Annotated in this window: 16 protein-coding genes; 13 read left to right on the top strand and 3 right to left on the bottom strand. The window is 70.5% G+C overall.

Annotated features, from left to right (window positions below; genetic code table 11):
* Nucleotides 1-4: 4 nt before the first annotated feature.
* The 5 genes from ACFX43_RS11060 to ACFX43_RS11040 are packed head-to-tail and all read left to right on the top strand — an operon-like array spanning nt 5 to nt 4,858.
* Entirely contained in the window at nt 5-799 is a 795-nt protein-coding gene (locus tag ACFX43_RS11060; RefSeq protein ID WP_378820592.1) for a thymidylate synthase, read from the top strand.
* A complete protein-coding gene (locus ACFX43_RS11055; protein WP_378820590.1) occupies nt 789-1,280 on the top strand; it encodes a dihydrofolate reductase in 492 nt (163 codons plus the stop codon). The genes ACFX43_RS11060 and ACFX43_RS11055 overlap by 11 nt, the downstream gene beginning before the upstream one ends.
* Before the next feature lie 38 nt (nt 1,281-1,318).
* Nucleotides 1,319-2,257, top strand: a complete 939-nt coding sequence (locus ACFX43_RS11050; RefSeq protein ID WP_378820587.1) for an LLM class F420-dependent oxidoreductase — start codon at nt 1,319-1,321, stop codon at nt 2,255-2,257.
* Between the two features lie 16 nt (nt 2,258-2,273).
* Nucleotides 2,274-3,161, top strand: coding sequence for a 4-hydroxy-tetrahydrodipicolinate synthase (gene dapA / locus ACFX43_RS11045; protein WP_378820584.1), 888 nt, complete (start codon nt 2,274-2,276; stop codon nt 3,159-3,161).
* Nucleotides 3,162-3,172: 11 nt separating this feature from the next.
* The gene (locus ACFX43_RS11040; RefSeq protein WP_378820581.1) at nt 3,173-4,858 is read left to right on the top strand and encodes a ribonuclease J; all 1,686 of its coding nucleotides are present in this window, start codon (nt 3,173-3,175) and stop codon (nt 4,856-4,858) included.
* Here the strand turns inward: ACFX43_RS11040 and ACFX43_RS11035 are convergent.
* Nucleotides 4,845-5,510 (bottom strand): lysoplasmalogenase, encoded by a 666-nt coding sequence (locus ACFX43_RS11035; protein ID WP_378820578.1) that lies wholly within the window; start codon nt 5,508-5,510, stop codon nt 4,845-4,847. The genes ACFX43_RS11040 and ACFX43_RS11035 overlap by 14 nt on opposite strands.
* Nucleotides 5,511-5,586: 76 nt before the next feature.
* Here ACFX43_RS11035 and ACFX43_RS11030 point away from each other — a divergent pair, with 76 nt between their 5' ends.
* The 4 genes from ACFX43_RS11030 to ACFX43_RS11015 all read left to right on the top strand — a co-directional run bounded on the left by ACFX43_RS11030 (nt 5,587) and on the right by ACFX43_RS11015 (nt 12,755).
* The gene (locus tag ACFX43_RS11030; protein WP_378820575.1) at nt 5,587-8,259 is read left to right on the top strand and encodes a DNA translocase FtsK 4TM domain-containing protein; all 2,673 of its coding nucleotides are present in this window, start codon (nt 5,587-5,589) and stop codon (nt 8,257-8,259) included.
* Nucleotides 8,256-10,136 (top strand): helix-turn-helix domain-containing protein, encoded by a 1,881-nt coding sequence (locus ACFX43_RS11025; protein ID WP_378820571.1) that lies wholly within the window; start codon nt 8,256-8,258, stop codon nt 10,134-10,136. Before ACFX43_RS11030 ends, ACFX43_RS11025 begins: the two co-directional genes overlap by 4 nt.
* Before the next feature lie 208 nt (nt 10,137-10,344).
* Nucleotides 10,345-11,715, top strand: a complete 1,371-nt coding sequence (locus ACFX43_RS11020) for a glycoside hydrolase family 16 protein (RefSeq protein ID WP_378820568.1) — start codon at nt 10,345-10,347, stop codon at nt 11,713-11,715.
* 23 nt (nt 11,716-11,738) lie between these two features.
* On the top strand, nt 11,739-12,755 hold the full coding sequence (locus ACFX43_RS11015; RefSeq protein ID WP_378820566.1) for a LacI family DNA-binding transcriptional regulator: 1,017 nt from the start codon (nt 11,739-11,741) through the stop codon (nt 12,753-12,755).
* A gap of 10 nt (nt 12,756-12,765) precedes the next feature.
* On the opposite strand, the gene ACFX43_RS11010 is transcribed toward ACFX43_RS11015, so the two are convergent.
* A complete protein-coding gene (locus ACFX43_RS11010; RefSeq protein WP_378820563.1) occupies nt 12,766-13,491 on the bottom strand; it encodes a response regulator in 726 nt (241 codons plus the stop codon).
* Nucleotides 13,488-15,188, bottom strand: coding sequence for an ATP-binding protein (locus tag ACFX43_RS11005; protein WP_378820560.1), 1,701 nt, complete (start codon nt 15,186-15,188; stop codon nt 13,488-13,490). The genes ACFX43_RS11010 and ACFX43_RS11005 overlap by 4 nt, the downstream gene beginning before the upstream one ends.
* A gap of 197 nt (nt 15,189-15,385) precedes the next feature.
* Between ACFX43_RS11005 and ACFX43_RS11000 the strand changes: the two genes are divergently transcribed.
* The 4 genes from ACFX43_RS11000 to ACFX43_RS10985 are packed head-to-tail and all read left to right on the top strand — an operon-like array spanning nt 15,386 to nt 18,822.
* Nucleotides 15,386-16,339, top strand: coding sequence for a Bug family tripartite tricarboxylate transporter substrate binding protein (locus tag ACFX43_RS11000; protein ID WP_378820557.1), 954 nt, complete (start codon nt 15,386-15,388; stop codon nt 16,337-16,339).
* A complete protein-coding gene (locus ACFX43_RS10995; RefSeq protein ID WP_378820555.1) occupies nt 16,336-16,866 on the top strand; it encodes a tripartite tricarboxylate transporter TctB family protein in 531 nt (176 codons plus the stop codon). Before ACFX43_RS11000 ends, ACFX43_RS10995 begins: the two co-directional genes overlap by 4 nt.
* A 10-nt stretch (nt 16,867-16,876) precedes the next feature.
* On the top strand, nt 16,877-18,400 hold the full coding sequence (locus ACFX43_RS10990; protein ID WP_378820553.1) for a tripartite tricarboxylate transporter permease: 1,524 nt from the start codon (nt 16,877-16,879) through the stop codon (nt 18,398-18,400).
* Nucleotides 18,400-18,822, top strand: a complete 423-nt coding sequence (locus ACFX43_RS10985; protein WP_378820550.1) for a universal stress protein — start codon at nt 18,400-18,402, stop codon at nt 18,820-18,822. The genes ACFX43_RS10990 and ACFX43_RS10985 overlap by 1 nt, the downstream gene beginning before the upstream one ends.
* Nucleotides 18,823-18,861: the final 39 nt, after the last annotated feature.

Raw genomic sequence — 18,861 nt, 5'->3', positions numbered from 1 at the left:
GGCTGTGCAGTCCTACCTCGATCTGTTGACCCGCATCCTCGACGAGGGCGTGGAGAAGTCCGACCGCACCGGGACGGGCACGATCAGCGTCTTCGGTCACCAGACCCGATACGACCTCAGCGAGGGTTTCCCGCTGCTGACGACGAAGAAGGTCCACACCCGCTCGGTCTTCGGGGAGCTGCTCTGGTTCCTGCGTGGCGACACCAACGTGCGCTGGCTCCAGGAGCGGGGCATCACGATCTGGGACGAATGGGCCGATGAGAACGGCGACCTGGGGCCGGTCTACGGCTACCAGTGGCGTTCCTGGCCGACTCCGGACGGGCGTCACGTCGACCAGATCGCCAAGATCATCGACCAGATCCGCACCGACCCCGACAGCCGCCGCCACGTGATCAGCGCCTGGAACCCGGCCGACATCGACGACATGGCGCTGCCGCCGTGCCACACGCTGTGCCAGTTCTACGTCGCCGACGGCAAGCTGAGCCTGCAGCTCTACCAGCGCTCCGCGGACGTGTTCCTGGGGGTGCCGTTCAACATCGCCTCCTACGCCTTGCTCACCCACATGGTCGCTCACGTGACCGGGCTCGAGGTCGGTGACTTCGTGCACACGCTCGGCGACGCCCACCTCTACAGCAACCACCTCGAGCAGGCCCGCCTCCAGCTCACCCGCGAGCCGAGGCCGCTGCCGACGCTGCGGCTGAACCCGGATGTCAAGGACATCGACGCGTTCGAGCTCGAGGACATCACGGTGGAGGGCTACGACCCTGCCCCCGGCATCAAGGCACCCGTTGCCGTCTGAGGCCGGTTCGGGGCGCGTCGTGATGGTCGCGGCCGTCGCCGACAACGGCGTCATCGGCAACGGACCCGACATCCCCTGGAAGATCCCCGGCGAGCAGGCCGAGTTCAAGGCGATCACGATGGGCCACACGCTCGTCATGGGCCGCACCACCTTCGAGTCCATCGGCCGCCCCCTCCCGGGCCGCACCACGGTCGTGCTGACCCGTGACCAAACCTGGTCGTACGACGGCGTGCTGGTCGCCCACGACATCGACTCCGCCCTCGCCCTGGCCGCGAAGGAGCAGGGCGACACGGTCATCGCCGGCGGCGCGCAGGTCTACGAAGCAGCTCTGCCGTACGCCACCGAGCAGGTCATCACCCGCGTCCACCTGACTCCCGAGGGCGATGTCCTCTACCCGCCCTTCGACGAGGCCGAGTGGGTCGAGACCAAGCGCGAGCCGCACGAGGCGTACGACCGCGTCTTTCTCGCCCGTGCTCCCTGACGCGCGAGTAGGTGTCTCGCCCCTCTAAGGTGAACGGCATGGAGCTGCGCATCTTCACCGAGCCCCAGCAGGGGGCGTCCTACGCCGACATCCTCGCGGTCGCCCAGAAAGCCGAGGAGCTGGGGTTCGGGGCGTTCTTCCGCTCCGATCACTATCTGAAGATGGGCTCGGTCGACGGGCTGCCCGGACCGAGCGACGCGTGGACGACGCTCGCCGGCCTGGCCCGCGACACGAGCACGATCCGGCTCGGCACGCTGGTCACCTCGGCGACCTTCCGCCTCCCGGGCGTGCTGGCCATCCAGGCGGCCAACGTGGACGACATGTCCGAGGGCCGGGTCGAGCTCGGCCTGGGGGCCGGCTGGTTCGAGGAGGAGCACGAGGCGTACGGGATCCCGTTCCCGGCCCTGGGGGAGCGGTTCGACAAGCTCGAGGAGCAGCTCGAGATCATCACCGGGCTGTGGGCGACCGAGCCGGGGGAGACCTTCGACTTCAACGGGAAGCACTACACGATCAAGGAGAGCCCGGGCCTGCCGAAGCCGGTCCAGACCCGTGGCCACGCCGGCTCGATCCCGGTGATCGTGGGCGGCGGCGGCAAGAAGCGTACGCCGACGCTGGCCGCGACCTTCGCCGACGAGTTCAACGCCGCCTTCGTCTCCGTCGAGGAATCCCAGGCGCTGTTCGAGAACGTCGGGCGCTTCGTCGAGGCTGCCGGCCGGGACGACTCGATGATCTACTCCGCCGCCCAGGTGCTCTGCGTCGGCCGCGACGAGGACGAGATCGCCAGCCGTGCGCGGGCGATCGGCCGCGAGCCCGCCGAGCTGCGCGAGAACGGCCTGGCCGGCACCCCGGACGAGGTGGTCGCCAAGATCAAGCGGTTCGAGGACGTCGGCGCGACCCGTCTCTACCTCCAGGTGCTCGACCTGAGCGATCTCGACCATCTCGCACTCGTAGCCGACGAGGTCATGCAGCGCGTCTGACGATAGTCTGTACGCCATGACTGATGCTCCCTTCGGCACCGTGCTCTCCGCACTCGTCACGATGTTCAACGACGATGGCTCGGTCGACCTGGAGCAGACCCAGAAAGTCGCCAAGCACCTGGTCGACCACGGCCACGACGGCATCGTCGTCTCCGGCACCACCGGCGAGTCGCCGACCACCACTCCGGCCGAGGACGGCGAGATCCTGGCCGCGGTCAAGGACGCCGTCGACGACCGCGCCAAGATCGTGGCCGGCATCGGCACCAACGACACCCGCACCACCGTCGAGCTCGCCAAGCAGGCGGCGTCGATCGGCGCCGACGGCCTGCTGCTGGTGACGCCCTACTACAACAAGCCGGGCGAGCGCGGCATCCGCGAGCACTTCCGCACCGTCGTCTCCGCGACCGACACCCCGGTCATCCTCTACGACGTCCCCGGCCGCACCGGCTCGCCGATCACCCTCGACACCTACCGCGAGGCGATCACCTGGGACACCGTCGTCGCGGTCAAGGAGGCCGCCGGCGACTTCCCGCGCGGCACCAGGCTGCTCGACCTCGGCTACTCGATCTACTCCGGTGACGACGCGCTCACCCTCGCCTGGCTGGCGCACGGCGCCGTCGGCGTGATCAGCGTCGCCGCCCATGTGCTCGGCGACCAGACGCGGACGATGATCGACGCCTTCGCGGCGAGCGACATCGAGACCGCCCGCAAGACTTATGCGCGGATGCTCCCCGCGATCGACGCCATCATGGGCGTCCCGAACTACGGAGCCACCACCGCCAAGGCCGCTCTCGAGCTGACCGGCGTGATCGACAACCGCAACGTACGAGGGCCCCTGGTGGCTCTCGACAGCGACGAGGTCGAGGCGCTGCGAGCCGGGCTGGAGGCCTCTGGCCTTCTCTAGAAGGAACGCCTTTGTCTCACCCACACCCGGAGCTGACCGAACCCGGCAAGCTCCCCAAGGGCGGCCTGCGGGTCACCCCTCTCGGCGGCCTCGGCGAGGTCGGCCGCAACATGACCGTCTTCGAGTACGACGGCCGGCTGCTGATCGTCGACTGCGGCGTGCTGTTCCCCGAGGAGCAGCAGCCCGGGGTCGACCTGATCCTGCCCGACTTCGGCCCGATCCGTGACCGGCTCGGCGACATCGAGGCGCTGGTCCTGACCCACGGCCACGAGGACCACATCGGCGCGACGCCCTACCTGCTCCGCGAGCGTCAGAACATCCCGCTGGTCGGCTCCGAGCTGACCCTGGCCCTGCTCGGCTCCAAGCTGCGCGAGCACCGCCTGCGCGAGACCGTCCAGCACAAGGTACGCGAGGGCGACACGATCTCCTTCGGGCCGTTCGAGCTCGAGTTCGTCGCCGTCAACCACTCCATCCCGGACGCGCTCGCGGTCGCGATCCGCACCGGCGCCGGACTCGTGCTGCACACCGGCGACTTCAAGATGGACCAGCTGCCGCTGGACGGCCGGATCACCGACCTGCGCGCGTTCGCCCGGCTCGGCGAGGAGGGTGTGGACCTGTTCCTCACCGACTCCACCAACGCCGAGGTCCCCGGCTTCACGACCGCGGAGAAGAAGATCGCGCCCGCGATCGAGCAGGTCTTCCGCGAGTCCGACCAGCGCATCATCGTGGCCTGCTTCGCCTCTCACGTGCACCGCGTCCAGCAGGTGCTCGACAGCGCGGTCGCTCACGGCCGCAAGGTGGCGTACGTCGGTCGCTCGATGGTCCGCAACATGCAGATCGCCTCCGACCTGGGCTACCTGCACGTGCCCGAGGACGTCATCGTCGACGCCAAGGAGCTCGCCGAGCTGCCGCCTGAGCGGGTCGTCATGGTCTCGACCGGCTCGCAGGGCGAGCCGATGTCGGCGCTGTCGCGGATCGCCAACGGCACCCACAACTTCGTCCACATCGAGCCGGGCGACACCGTGCTGCTCGCCTCGAGCCTGATCCCCGGCAACGAGAACTCGGTCTACCGGGTGATCAACGGCCTCGCCCGACTCGGCGCCAACGTGGTCCACAAGGGCAACGCCCTGGTGCACGTCTCCGGCCACGCCAGCGCCGGCGAGCTGCTCTACTGCTACAACATCGTCCGCCCGCGCAACGTGATGCCCGTCCACGGCGAGGTGCGCCACCTGCTCGCCAACGGTGACCTGGCCCGCCAGACCGGTGTGGAGAGCGTCGTCTACGCCGAGGACGGCGTGGTCGTCGACCTCATCGACGGCAAGGCCGAGATCGCCGGCAAGGTCGAGTGCGGCTACGTCTTCGTCGACGGCACCACCGTCGGCGACGTCACCGAGTCCGAGCTCAAGGACCGCCGCATCCTGTCCGAGGAGGGCTTCGTCTCGATCATCGTCGTGGTCGACTCGGTCAAGGGCATTGTCGCCAGCGGCCCCGAGATCCACGCCCGCGGCCACGTCTGGCCCGACAACGCCTTCGAGCCGATCAAGCAGCCGATCATCAAGGCGGTCAACCGGGCCATCTCGGAGGGCGCGACCGACACCTACCAGCTGCAGCAGGCCATCCGGCGTACCTTCGGGCGCTGGGTCTCCAGCACCCACCGTCGCCGCCCGATGATCGTCCCGGTCGTCATCGAGGCGTAGGGAGCGCCAGCAGCACGCCAGCCGTGATCAGCGCCTGGCCGACGTGATAGGTCACCATGATCTGCACGTTGGTCAGGCGCGGCGGCTCGTTGCCGTGCTCGGCGAGGTTGAGCCCGATCAGGGTGTCGCTGACGACGAAGATCAGCGCGCCCACGGCGATCCACACACTCCCGGTCATCCAGCCGAGCACGAGCATGGTGGCGATCACCAGCGAGTACGCCGCCAGGGCCGCCGCCATCGGCGTGCCGCCCATCTCCCGGGCGCCGCGGAGCACCCGGCCCATCGGGATCGCCAGCACGATCGCGACCGCGATCCCGGCCCAGGACCACGCGGGGGTCTCCAGGCCGAGGGTGAGGAAGGTCACGGCGTACGCCAGGTGGCCGACGAAGAAGAGCGCCACGCCGCCTAGGAACCGCCGCGCCGAGGACCCGATCATCGAGATGTCGCCGAGCATCCCGAAGAAGAGCGCGACGACCAGCCACCACGCTGCCGGCTCGCCGTCGCTGACGAGCCCCACCAACACCATCAGCCCCACCATCACCAGGGGCTTGGCGACGTAGTGGATCCGCCGCCAACCGAACCACACGCAGGTCCAGTCCGCCACGGCATCGGCGGCGGTGAGAAGGGCGATGAGGACTGCGAGGCTCTGCATGGCGGCAAACTACACCGATGCAACACACCCCCATGGGGTCCCGGAGCCAGGCCGCTCGGTCAAATACCCTGCTTGTATGGCGACCCGTACGTCTTCCCCGCCGGGTTCGCGGAGCTCGACCACCACCAAGAGCACCCGTCCCCGGAGTACGACCACGACAAAGCGAGCAACGGCCACGAGCCGGGCCCGCTCAAAGGCAGCGCCGAACAAGGGCCAGAACAAGCGCCGTCCCGCCGCAAAGTCGACCAACCGGAAGACGACGAACCGTACGCCACCTCGTGCCGTGCGCAACGGGCCCAGCCCGATCGCGGTCCTCTTCGACGCCATCTTCTCGACCATCGCGAGCCTGTGGCTGGCGATCGCCGGGGGAGTGGCGGCCATCTTCCGTGTCGGTGGCCAGGCCGCCAGCGACCTCGAGCCGGAGCACCGGCGCGACGGTGCCGGCCTGTTCCTGATCGGCCTCTCCGTCCTCGTCGCCGCCGGCGTCTGGTTCCAGCTCGGCGGGCAGTTCTTCGACGTGGTCCGCATCGCCGTGGCCGGCGTCGTCGGCAAGGTCGGCTGGCTGGTGCCGGTCGGGCTCGTCGTCGCCGGTGCCCGGCTGATGCGCGACCCGGTCAACGCCGCTCCGGTCGGCCGGCTCGCGATCGGCTGGGCCGCGTTCCTGATGGCCACGCTCGGCATCATCCAGATCGCCAACGGCAACCCGCAGCCCACCTCGGGCGACAGCACCGAGCTGCAGTGGGCCGGCGGCGCGATCGGCTACGTCGTGGCCAGCCTGCTGCTCGACGTCCTGCGCTCGACGGCCGTGGTCGTCGTACTCCTGTCCCTTCTCGTCGTCTTCGGGATCCTGGTGATCACCGGGACCCCGCTCTACCAGGTGCCGAGTCGCCTCGTGGAGCTGCGCGACCGGGCGCTCGGCCTGACGCCGCCCGAGGAGATGAGCGAGAGCGGCACCAACATCCGGCGGGTGCGCCGGGGCAACAAGCTCTTCGCCGACGACGACACCTTCGACCCGGAGGGCTTCGAGCCCTACGAGACGCCGCTCCTCGAGGAGGAGAAGCCGAAGAAGAAGCGCAAGAAGGACGGGCTCGACATCGCGCTCGCCCTCGACGACGACTCGGACGCCGACACCCAGCCGGACGAGGTGGCCCCGAGCGACGCGGCCGGGCTCCTGCCCGCCGTCGCAGACACCGCCCCGAAGCCCGGCAAGCGGCGCGACCTCGAGCCGCCGCCGCACGCCGAGCTGCCCCAGCGCGTCGAGCAGCTGATGCTCGCCGGCGACGTGACGTACACGCTCCCGGGCAGCGACCTGCTCAAGCCCGGCTCGCCGCACAAGGCCCGATCCAAGGCCTCCGACGACATCGTCAGCCGGCTCCAGGCGGTGCTCGAGGAGTTCAACATCGATGCCGCGGTCACCGGCTACACCCGTGGCCCGACGGTCACCCGCTACATCGTGGAGCTCGGTGCCGGCGTGAAGGTCGAGAAGATCACCGGCATCCAGAAGAACATCGCCTACGCGGTGGCCTCCGCCGACGTACGCATCCTCTCGCCGATCCCCGGCAAGTCGGCCGTCGGCGTGGAGATCCCGAACATCGACAAGGAGATCGTCACCCTCGGCGACGTACTCCGCTCCAACGCCGCGCGCGGCGACCACCACCCGATGATCACCGGGGTCGGCAAGGACGTCGAGGGCGGCTTCGTGGTCGCCAACCTCGCCAAGATGCCTCACCTGCTGGTCGCCGGTGCGACCGGTTCGGGTAAGTCGTCCTTCATCAACTCGATGATCACCTCGGTGCTGATGCGGGCCACGCCCGACGAGGTGCGGATGATCATGGTCGACCCCAAGCGGGTCGAGCTCAACTCCTACGAGGGCGTGCCGCACCTGATCACGCCGATCATCACCAACCCGAAGAAGGCCGCCGAGGCGCTGGCCTGGGTCGTACGCGAGATGGACATGCGCTACGACGACCTGGCCAACTTCGGCTTCCGTCATGTCGACGACTTCAACAAGGCCGTACGCGCCGGGAAGGTGCAGCTCCCGCCCGACTCCGAGCGGGTCCTGTCGCCATACCCCTACCTGCTGGTCATCGTCGACGAGCTCGCCGACCTGATGATGGTCGCCCCGCGCGACGTCGAGGATGCGGTCGTACGCATCACCCAGCTCGCCCGTGCCGCCGGCATCCACCTGGTGCTGGCCACGCAGCGGCCCTCGGTCGACGTGGTCACGGGTCTGATCAAGGCCAACGTGCCCTCGCGGCTCGCGTTCGCCACCTCGTCGCTGGCTGACTCGCGCGTCATCCTCGACCAGCCCGGTGCGGAGAAGCTGGTCGGCCAGGGTGACGGGCTGTTCCTGCCGATGGGCTCCTCCAAGCCGATCCGTGTGCAGGGCTCGTGGGTCTCGGAGAGCGAGGTCAACGCGGTCGTCAAGAGCGTCAAGGGCCAGCTGGAGCCGTCCTACCGCGAGGACGTGACCGCCCCGGCGGAGTCCAAGCGGGTGCTGGACGACGACATCGGCGACGACATGGACCTGGTCATTCAGGCGATCGAGCTGATCGTCTCGACCCAGTTCGGGTCGACCTCGATGCTGCAGCGCAAACTCCGCGTCGGGTTCGCCAAGGCCGGCCGCCTGATGGATATCCTGGAGTCGCGCGGGGTGGTCGGTCCCTCGGAGGGCTCCAAGGCACGCGACGTACTCGTCAAGCCGGACGAGATCGACGGCGTCATCGCAACGATCCAGGGGGAGATGTGAGCGAGAATTCACCGGCGGTCGAGGCCGTCGACCCTGCCGAGACCGTCGAGACCCACGACGTCGACGTCGTCGAGGTACGCCGCAACGGCCGCCTCGCGCTGGTGGTGGCGCTCGCGTCGCTGCTCGTCGGCATCGCCTTCGTGCTGCGCGGCGGCATCGAGGGCTACCTGGTCGGCCTGATCCTGCTCGCCGTCGCGGCGGTGCAGGGCTGGACGGCCTGGGACTCCCGGATGCCGCTGCTGCTCGTGGACGAGCAGGGCGTGCGCCTCCGCTTCGGCCAGACCTGGCAGGGCATCCCGTGGTCGAAGATCGAGTCCGTCGAGCACACCCCTCGTCCGGACGGGATCGAGCGGTTCTGGAAGGACGGCCGCATCGGCGTGCTGCTGCACGACGAGGACGAGGTGCTCGAGGAGCTCTCGCCGACCGCCCGGCGCCAGGCGATGCTGACCGAGCGCCTCTACGGCCTCCCGTTCTCGCTCCCGCTCGGCCTCTCCACCCGCGTCCTGGGCGCCGGTGACGACGTCACCGAGGCCATCGCGATCGTTGCCGCCGACGGCGTCGAGGTCGTCGAGATCGACCCCGCGCTCGAGGTGGAGGAGCCGGAGACGGACGCCGACGAGAGCGCCGAAGACCACACTGCCGATGCCGCCTCGGACGACGGTGACACCGCGGTCCGCCCGCTCCTCTCCGAGCGGGCCGGAGACACCAACCCCCGGATGCTCCGGGTCTTGGACGAGCCTGATATCAATGCCGCAGACGTGGTGGACGAGGCGGAGCAGGACCAGGTGGACCGGGACACGAACCAGGACGAGACGACGCCGAAGACCGACCCCGAGCCCGAGCCCGAAGTGAATCTCGTGGCCGAGGCGAAGGCAGAGCCGGTCGCCCCGCTGCGCGAGCCCTCGACGGCGGTCCGGGTGGACGTACGCTACGTACCCGAGGAGCCGCAGGAGACCATCGCCGTCCACGGTGCCAACGCGCTCCAGCTGGACCTGGCAGAGGCCGCGTTCGCCGACGCGGACATCGAGGACGCGGATGTCGACGAGGACGTCGAGGACTCCGAGCCCGAGGGCGTACGTCCGATCGCGGTGCCCGACGAGGGCGTCAAGGCGCTCGCGATCGATGGCGTCGACGACGAGCCCACCGAGGTGGTGCCGACCAAGGTCCCCGAGATCGGTGCCGAGATCGCCGCGGCCCGCCGCCGGCTCGCCCTGGACATGGACGGCCTGGCCGAGTGGACCCGGATCCGCCCGCACGTCATCGAGGCGATCGAGGTCGACGACTTCGGCCCCTGCGGCGGCGACTTCTACGCCCGTGGCCACCTGCGTACGCTGGCGCGTGTCCTCGGGATCGAGGTCGCGCCGCTGCTGCGCACCTATGACGAGAAGTACGCCTCCGGCCCGGTCAGCCCGCGCGCCGTCTTCGAGGCCGAGCTCGCCCACAGCGCGGCGATCCGTCCGGTCCGGCGGATGCGTGGCGGTCCGTCCTGGTCGGTCCTGGTCGCCGCGGTCATGGCGGTCATCCTGGTCTGGTCGGTCGCGCGCCTGGTCATCGACGGCACCCAGCACGAGCCCGAGGCCGGCGCGATCCAGCTCGACGGCTCCGCCGGCACCGACAGCCCCTACGGCAAGTCCTCGCCCGTCCCGGTGACCATCTCCGCCGCCGGCGGCGGTGCCCACGTGGTCGTCCGCGACTCGCGCGGCAAGGTGGTCTTCAGCGGCGACCTCGCCTTCGGCGAGTCCAAGTCGCTCCAGGTGACGCCGCCCCTGCGCGTACAGACCTCCGACGGCTCCCTCAAGGTCGCCGTCGGCGACGGCAAGGCCAAGGCCCTCGGCAAGACCGGCGAAGCCGCTCAGCGCACCTACACCGCCGGCTAGCACGCTCCCCACTCCAAGGAGGCCGAGTCGGCTCGTCATGACGAGCCGACTCGGCGCTTTTCTCGGTCAGAACGAGCCGACTCGGCGGGTTGTTAAAGAGATCGGTATTCGGTGACGCAGGTCACATCGGCTTTGGGACCATGACACTCGAGAGAGCGCTCTCACGAGTCGCCAGACTCATCGCTCATTCATCGGGAAGCGAGTCATCATGAGAAGTCTCAAGTCATTAGGAGCCGCTGTGATCGCGGCCGGCGTGGTCGCGGTGGCGATCCCGCTGACGTCGTTCGGGCAGGCGTCGGAGGCGTCGGAGCCGGGCACCCCAGCAGGCTGGACGAAGGTCTGGAGCGACGACTTCACCGGCGCGGCCGGGTCGCGGATCAACACCAACAACTGGATGTACGACATCGGCCACTCCTACCCCGGCGGCGCCGCCAACTGGGGCACCGGGGAGATCGCCTACCACAGCGACAGCACCCAGAACGTCTACCAGGACGGCAACGGCAACCTCGTCATCAAGCCGATCCGCGACGGCGCCGGCAACTGGACCTCCGGGCGCATCGAGACCACCCGTACCGACTTCCAGCCGCCGTCCGGCGGCGTGCTCCGCGTCGAGGGCCGCATCCAGATGCCGAACGTCACCGGCGCGGCCGCCCAGGGCATCTGGCCGGCGTTCTGGATGCTGGGCGAGCCCTTCCGCGGCAACTACTGGAACTGGCCGGGCATCGGCGAGATCGACATCATGGAGAACGTCAACGGCGCCAACCAGGTCTGGGGCACGCTGCACTGCGGCACCTCGCCCGGCGGGCCGTGCAACGAGACCACCGGCCTCGGCGGGACCCTCCAGGGCTGCCCGGGCTCGACCTGCCAGTCGTCGTTCCACACCTACGCGATGGAGTGGGACCGCAGCACCAGCCCGCAGCAGATCCGGTTCTACGTCGACAACACGCTCTACCACACGGTCCGCTCGGACCAGGTCGACGCGACGACCTGGAACAACGCGACCAACCACGGCTTCTTCATCATCCTCAACGTCGCGATCGGCGGCGGCTGGCCCGGCAACCCGACCTCGGCGACCGCCTCCGGCGTGCCGATGCTGGTCGACTACGTCGCGGTCTACTCCAAGGGCGACGGAACCACCGAGCCCACCGACCCGCCCGTCCCGGGCAACCGGGACGCCTACGCCACCATCCAGGCCGAGTCCTACAACGCCCAGAGCGGCACCCAGACCGAGGCGACCACCGACACCGGCGGCGGTCAGAACGTCGGCTACCTCGGCAACGGCGACTGGCTCCGCTACGACGGCGTGAACTTCGGCTCGAGCGCCGCCCGTACGTTCTCCGCGCGAGTCGCCTCCGGCGCGCCCGCGGGGGTCAGCGGCCTGGTCGAGGTACGCCTCGACAACGTGAACAACGCCCCGATCGGCAGCTTCTCGGTGGCCAACACCGGAGGCTGGCAGAGCTGGCGTACGGTCCCGGGCAGCATCAGCGGGGTGACCGGCACGCACACGGTGTTCCTGCGGTTCACCAGCGGCCAGCCGGCCGACTTCGTCAACCTCAACTGGTTCACGTTCTCCCGGTGAGCGGGAGGCGATAGGTTCCACTCATGAACGAGACCCCGGCCGGCCGGCCGACGCTGGAGACGGTGGCGCGGGCGGCCGGGGCCTCGCGAGCGACGGTCTCGCGCGTCGTCAACGGCTCCACGACCGTGCGCCCCGACATCGCCGAGAGCATCCGCCAGGCCATCGCCGACCTCGGCTACGTGCCGAACCCGGCGGCGCGGAGCCTGGTGACGCAGCGTACGGACTCCATCGCTCTGATCCTGCCGGAGTCCGCGACCCGGGTCTTCTCCGACGACGCCTTCTTCCCCGGCGTGATCCGCGGTGTCGGCGAGGCGCTGGAGAAGGCGGACAAACAGCTGGTGCTGCTGCTCGCCTCGACGCAGTCGAGCCACGACCGGATCCTCCGCTACGTGCACGGCCGCACCGTCGACGGTGTCGTGCTGGCATCGATGCATGGCGCCGACACTCTGCCCGAGGAGCTGCGGGCGGCAGGCGTCCCGGTCGTCACCAGCGGGCGGCCGCTGGGCGAGGCGACGGTGCCGTTCATCGACGTCGAGCACGCCAGCGGCGTCGAAGCGGCGATGAACCACCTCGTCGGTCTCGGCCGGCGCCGGATCGCGACCATCGCCGGGCCGCAGGACATGGTCGCCGGGCGCGAGCGCCTGGCCGGCTACCTCACCGGTCTCGAGGCGCTGCCGGGGGCGGTGCCGCTGGTCGAGGAGGGCGACTTCATGCGCCAGTCCGGCATCGACGCGATGGAGCGGCTGCTGGAGCGCGATCCCCGCATCGACGCCGTCTTCGCGGCCTCCGACCTGATGGCCGACGGCGCCCTGCGTACGCTGCGCCGGCTCGGCCGCCGGGTGCCCGACGACGTGGCGGTGATCGGGTTCGACGACGTCGAGGCGGCCCGGTTCACCGACCCGCCGCTGACGACGGTGCACCAGCCGATCCACGAGATCGGCACCCGCCTGGCCGAGCAGATCCTCCGCCTGGTGGCGGGGGAGGAGGTCGAGGCGTCCGTCGTGCTCCCGACGAGGCTGGTGATCCGCGAGTCCGCCTGAGGCAGCAGCCTCAGGCATCACCCGCGCGGTAGCGCCGCTCGGGTCGCCCAGCGGTGCCGTAGTTGAGACGTACGCCGATCCGGCCCGTGCTCGCGAAGTGCTCGAGATAGCGGCGCGCGCTCACCCGGGAGACGCCGATCGCGTCGGCGCACTCGGTGGCGCTGAGCTCACCGGCGGTCTGCAGCGCGGCCAGCACGGCGCGGGCGGTCTCCGCGCTGAGCCCCTTCGGCAGCCGCTCACGAGTCTCGCGTGCGCCCTGGTGGCTGAAGACCTCGTCGATGCCGGCCTGGACCTCGTCGCGGTGCTCGGCACCCTCGGTTCCTTCGGCCCGTTGCCCGATCCGGGCGAGCGCCTCGCGGGAGCGGCGTACGTCATCCAGCCGGGCGGCCAGGTCCTCGAACGGGAACGGCTTGACCACGTAGTGGGCGGCGCCACCGGCCGCGGCGGCCCGCACCGTGTCGGCCTCGCGGGCGGCGGTGATGACGATGACGTCGGCGTCGTCTCCTCGTCCGCGCAGCCGGCGCAGCAGCTCGATGCCGCTGAAGTCGGGAAGGTGCACGTCGAGCAGCAGCACGTCGGGGGAGAGGCGGGCGGTCTCCTCGAGCGCCTGGGAGCCGGTGGCGGCCACGCCGACGACCCGGAACCCCTCGACGCGCTCGACGAAGCGGGTGTGGATCGAGGCCACCATGAAGTCGTCCTCGACCACGAGCACGGTGAGCTCCGGTGCGGACGTCATCGGGCCTCCTCGGGGGCGGTGGTGGTGGGTGGGGCGAGCGGCACGGCGCCCGGCAGGGTCGCGATGAAGACCGCTCCGGGGCGCTCGGCCGAAGCGGAGCCAGAGGCGATCGGCAGCGCCGACCCGCTATTCTCCACCTCGACCTCGCCGCCGCGTGCACGGCACACCAGCTGCACCAGCGCGAGCCCGACACCGCGGCCGCTGGCGTCGCGCGGCTTGGTGCTGAAGCCGCGCCGGAAGATCTCGGGCAGACGCTCGGCCGGCACCCCGCCGCCGGTGTCGGAGACGCGGACGGTCACGGTCTCGCCCTCGGCCGTCAGGCGTACGCCGACCCGACCGTCGAGCGGCCCGACCAGCGCGGCCGCGTCGACGGCGTTGTCGACCAGGTTGCCGAGGACGGTGACCACGTCGGCGGAGCCGTCGGGGGTGAGCCGCGGCAGCGCGCTCGACGTCTCCAGGTCGATGCTGACCCGTCGTTCGGCGGCCAGGCTGGCCTTGGCGATGAGCAGCGCGGCCACCGCGGGGTCGTCGATCCGGGAGGTGATGTGGTCGCTCAGCGCCGCCCGGCGGGCGGTCAGCCCGGTGACGAACTGGCCCACCTCGGCGTACTCCTCCAGCTCGAGGAGCCCGGTGATGGTGTGCAGCTGGTTGCTGAACTCGTGGGTCTGCGCCCGCAGGGTCTCGGTGACGCTCTCGCGGGCGTTGAGCTCGCTCTGCAGCGCCACCAGCTCGGTGCGGTCGCGCAGCGTGGTGACGGTGCCGGCGGGGCGGCCGTCGTGGTGGACCCGGTTGCGGTTGAGCACGAGCACCCGCTCACCGGCGACCAGCGGCGCGTCGTGCACCTCCTCGGGCCCGCTGAGCAGGGCGAGGGTCTCGGCGGGCAGGTCGAGCTCGTCGAGCCGGTGCCCGGTCGGGTCCGAGGTCAGCCCGAGCAGCTCGCGGGCGCTGTCACTCATCAGGCTGACCCGCCCGTCGGCGCCCACGGCCAGCACCCCCTCGCGGATCGAGCGCAGCAGACCCTCGCGGTGGTCGGCGAGGGCGGCGATGTCGCGCGGCTCCAGCCCACGCGTACGCCGCTTGATCAGCCGCGCCAGTAGCCATGACCCAAGAACGCCGAGCGCAAGACCGGCCAGCAGCACCGTGAGGGCGTCGGCCCAGGTGCGGGCGAGGCGCTCGGTCAGCGGCGGATAGTCCTCGGTCACCACGACCACGCCGACCGGACGCGGCGCCTCGGCGTCCGCACCGGTCGAGCCACCGCCGTAGACCGGGACCTGGGCGGCGATCGCCCGGCGGCCGGCGTCGTCGATGTCGCCGGACCAGGCCCGGCCCGTCTCGCGCCTGCCCAGATCGAGGGTCTCGCCGACCCTGGTGGGGTCGGTGGCAACGAGGACGGTGCCGTCGAGCGCGGTGAGGTAGGCGGTGTCGGCGCCCGCGTCGGCGGCCCGGGTCTGCAGGTAGAAGCCCAGGGCCTGCCGGTCGGGGGTGCTGCTGGTCAGCCCGTCCTGGACCGCCGCGATCCCGGCCAGGCTCTCCGCGGCGGCGCGCAGCCGGTCCTCGCGGGAGTCACGGAAGTCGGCGTCGCTCTGCCGCAGGGAGACGATGCTGGTCGCCACGACGACGAGCAGCAGCACCGAGAGCTGCAGCAGCAGCACCTGCCCGGCCAGCGACAGGTGGCGCCGCGGTCCCTGTGACCACAAGTTACACAACCTCCTTTGGTTGCCCAATGGTGACGGCGGTCACCCCGGGCTGTGACCATCGCCACTGACCGTTTCTTTCCCCTGAGTCTGGAGGCCAGCCGTTGTCGACGCCGACATCGCAGTCCCCGCCCCGACCGCCGCTGCCGACGCAGCGGGGCCGGGCAGCGAGCATACGCCGTACCCGTGCCCTCGCCGTCGTGCTCGTGACCTGCCTGCTCGCCGCGGCATCGGCCTGCGGCGTGACCAGTGGCGAGCAGTCCCGTGACCTCGACATGTGGATCCCGAACAGCCCCGGTGGCGGCTACGACCAGACCGGCCGGGCGGCCGTGGGGGTCCTCGACCGCGACAACATGACCGGCGGCGACATCCAGGTGACCAACATCCTGGGCGCCGGCGGTTCCGTCGCGATGTCCCGCCTGATGAGTGAGGAGGGCAACGGCAACCTGCTCATGACCATCGGTCTGGGCGTGGTCGGCTCCACCTACTCCTTCGGCGTGGACGCCCGGCCCCAGGACGCCACCCCGATCGCCCAGCTCATCGAGGAGCAGGAGGGCGTGCTGGTTCCGGCCGACTCGCCGTTCAAGACCATCGACGACCTGGTGAAGGCCTGGGCCGAGGACCCCGAGTCCATCGTGGTCGGCGGCGGCTCCTCGCCCGGTGGCCCCGACCACCTCTTCCCGATGCAGCTGGCCGAGGCCGCGGGCATCGACCCGAAGGAGGTCAAGTACGTCCCCTACGACGGTGGTGGTCCGCTCACCAGCGCGCTGCTCGGTCACAAGATCGAGGTCGGCTTCTCCGGTCTCGCCGAGTTCGAGGGGCAGGTGGAGGCCGGCGAGCTGCGGGTCCTGGCCGTCTCGGGCGACGAGCGCGGCACCGGCGTCTTCGCCGACGCACCCACGCTGACCGAGAGCGGCATCGACCTGGTCTTCCTCAACTGGCGCGGCGTACTCGCCCCGCCGGGCATCAGCGACGAGCGCCGGCAGGAGCTGATCGACCTGCTCACCCGGATGCACGACTCGAAGCAGTGGCAGCAGGCGCTGAAGGACAACGGCTGGACCGACGCCTTCGTCACCGGCGACGACTTCGACGACCTGCTGGTCGAGCAGGACCAGCGCGTCGCCTCGACCCTGAAGGAGCTGGATCTGCTGTGAGCGTCCACGAAACCGAAACCCAACCCCCCGAGCCCAAGAGCCCCGCGCGCCGGGTCGACGTCGCCCAGTACGGCCTGGCCCTGTTCCTGGTCGTCGTCGGGATCTACACCGTCATCGACGCCACCGGCCTGGAGGTCGGCTTCGCCGACCCGGTCGGCCCCCGCGTCTTCCCGTACGTCATCGGCGCCGGCCTTGTCGTCGTCGGTGTGCTGCTGGCGGTCGCCACCGCCCGTGGCTCCCAGCCGGAGCCCGAGGAGGGCGAGGACGTCGACCTGAGCTCATCGGCCGACTGGCTGACGGTCCTCAAGCTGGTCGCGGTCCTGCTGTTCACGGTCGCGACCGTCAACCTGCTCGGCTGGGCGATCTCGGGCGCGGCGCTGTTCGCCGGCGCCGCCTGGTGCCTCGGCAGCCGAACGATCGTGCGGGACGTGATCGTCGGGCTCGTCCTCTCGGTCGCCAGCTGGTACGCCTTCTACGTCGGTCTGGGCATCCCGCTCACCCCTGGCGTACTCGACGGGATCCTGTGAGGACTGACTGATGGAGAACTTCGAACTTCTCATGGGTGGACTCGAGTCCGCCCTGACCCCGATGAACCTGCTCTACGCCGCCATCGGCGTGCTGCTGGGCACCTTCGTCGGCGTGCTGCCCGGTATCGGGCCGGCGATGGCCATCGCGCTGCTGCTGCCCGTGACGTACCGGCTCGAGCCGACCAGCGCGTTCATCATGTTCGCCGGCCTCTACTACGGCGGCATGTACGGCGGCTCCACCACCTCGATCCTGCTGAACACGCCGGGGGAGTCCGCCTCGGTGATGACGGCGCTGGAAGGCAATCGGATGGCCAGAGCGGGGCGTGGCGCGCAGGCGCTGGCCACCGCCGCGGTCGGCTCGTTCGTCGCCGGCACCATCGGCACCATCCTGGTGGCCTTCTTCTCGCCGGCCCTTGCCGACGTGGCCGTCAACCTGGGTGCGCCCTCATACTTCGCGCTGATGGTCCTGGCCCTGGTCATGACCACGACGGTGCTCGGCACCTCGGCCCTGCGCGGCTTCGCCGCGCTGTTCCTCGGCCTGACGATCGGCCTGGTCGGTCTCGACCTCAACACCGGCCAGCCGCGGCTCACCTTCGGGGTGACCCAGCTCGTCGACCGGCTCGACATCGTGGTCGTCGCGGTCGGCATCTTCGCCCTCGGCGAGGCCCTGTGGGTGGCCGCCCACCTGCGCCGACGCCCGGCGCACGTGGTTCCGGTCGGCCGGCCCTGGATGGGACGCGACGACTGGGGCCGCTCTTGGAAGCCGTGGCTGCGCGGCACCGCCTTCGGGTTCCCGTTCGGCGCGCTTCCTGCCGGTGGCGCGGAGATCCCGACGTTCCTCTCGTACCTGACCGAGCGGAAGCTCTCCAAGCGCGGCGACTTCGGCCGTGGCGCGATCGAGGGTGTCGCCGGGCCGGAGGCGGCCAACAACGCCTCGGCCGCCGGCATGTTCGTGCCGATGCTGGCCCTCGGCCTGCCGGTGACCGCCACCGCCGCGGTGATGCTCTCCGCGCTCCAGGGCTACGGCATCACCCCGGGCCCGCAGCTGATGACCGACCACGCCGACCTGGTGTGGACGCTGCTGGCCAGCCTCCTGATCGGCAACACCCTGCTGCTGGTGCTCAACCTGCCGCTGGCGCCGCTCTGGGCCCGGCTGCTGCGGATCCCGAGACCGCAGCTCTACGCAGGCATCCTGTTCTTCGCCTGCCTGGGTGCGTACGCCACCAACCTGGACCCGTTCGACATCGCGCTGCTGGTCGCCTTCGGTCTGCTCGGGCTGATGATGCGCCGCTTCGGCCTGCCCGTGCTGCCGCTGATCCTGGGCGTCATCCTGGGGCCGCTGATGGAGAGCAAGCTGCGTGAGGCCCTGACGATCTCGGGCGGTGACTACCGTGGGCTGCTGAGCGAGCCGCTCGCGGTGGTCATCTACATCCTGATCGCGTTGTTCATCCTGGGCCGGCCGTTCATCGCCCGGGTCCGGGCACGGGCCGAGCAGTCGGCCGACGTCGAGGACGAGAAGGAGCTGGTGGACTGATGAGTGAGACTCCCGCAGGTGGCTGGGTGGTCGTGGCGTGGGCGCCCGACGTCTACGGCGCGGTCGCGCTCGACTGGGCGCTGGCCGACGCCGAGCGTCGTGACCGTGGCGTCGTGGTCGTCAACGCCTCCCGGGGCGACGCCCTGGTCGACGACCGCTACGCCCTCGACGAGCAGGTCGCCGAGCTCGAACGCCGGCTCACCGAGTCGGGCCGGCCGCACGAGATCCGGCAGTCCATCGACCCGGACGTCGCCGGCGCCGTCCTCGACGCCGCTGAGCAGCTCGACGCCAAGCTGGTCGTGGTCGGTCTGCGGCGGCGTACGCCGGTCGGCAAGCTGCTGATGGGCAGCGTCGCGCAGCGGATCCTGCTCGGCGCGTCCTGCCCGGTCCTCTCCGTGAAGCCGGGCTCCGTGCCCGAGTGATCCACGCCGGTCCGGCGCGAGGGTTCGGTCTCCGGGGTG

Source organism: Nocardioides sp. YIM B13467 (genome assembly GCF_042788075.1).
Classification (GTDB): domain Bacteria; phylum Actinomycetota; class Actinomycetes; order Propionibacteriales; family Nocardioidaceae; genus Nocardioides.
Note: the sequence above shows the minus strand (reverse complement) of the source record. Positions and strands in the feature narration are given on the sequence as shown.

Bases quoted from the DNA above. Each gene is read 5' to 3' on its own strand.
- ACFX43_RS11050 (WP_378820587.1), top strand. From the start codon at position 1,319: ATGGAGCTGCGCATCTTCACCGAGCCCCAGCAGGGGGCGTCCTACGCC.
- dapA (WP_378820584.1), top strand. From the start codon at position 2,274: ATGACTGATGCTCCCTTCGGCACCGTGCTCTCCGCACTCGTCACGATG.
- ACFX43_RS11035 (WP_378820578.1), bottom strand. From the start codon at position 5,510: ATGCAGAGCCTCGCAGTCCTCATCGCCCTTCTCACCGCCGCCGATGCC.
- ACFX43_RS11030 (WP_378820575.1), top strand. From the start codon at position 5,587: ATGGCGACCCGTACGTCTTCCCCGCCGGGTTCGCGGAGCTCGACCACC.
- ACFX43_RS11020 (WP_378820568.1), top strand. From the start codon at position 10,345: ATGAGAAGTCTCAAGTCATTAGGAGCCGCTGTGATCGCGGCCGGCGTG.
- ACFX43_RS11015 (WP_378820566.1), top strand. From the start codon at position 11,739: ATGAACGAGACCCCGGCCGGCCGGCCGACGCTGGAGACGGTGGCGCGG.
- ACFX43_RS11010 (WP_378820563.1), bottom strand. From the start codon at position 13,491: ATGACGTCCGCACCGGAGCTCACCGTGCTCGTGGTCGAGGACGACTTC.
- ACFX43_RS10990 (WP_378820553.1), top strand. From the start codon at position 16,877: ATGGAGAACTTCGAACTTCTCATGGGTGGACTCGAGTCCGCCCTGACC.
- ACFX43_RS10985 (WP_378820550.1), top strand. From the start codon at position 18,400: ATGAGTGAGACTCCCGCAGGTGGCTGGGTGGTCGTGGCGTGGGCGCCC.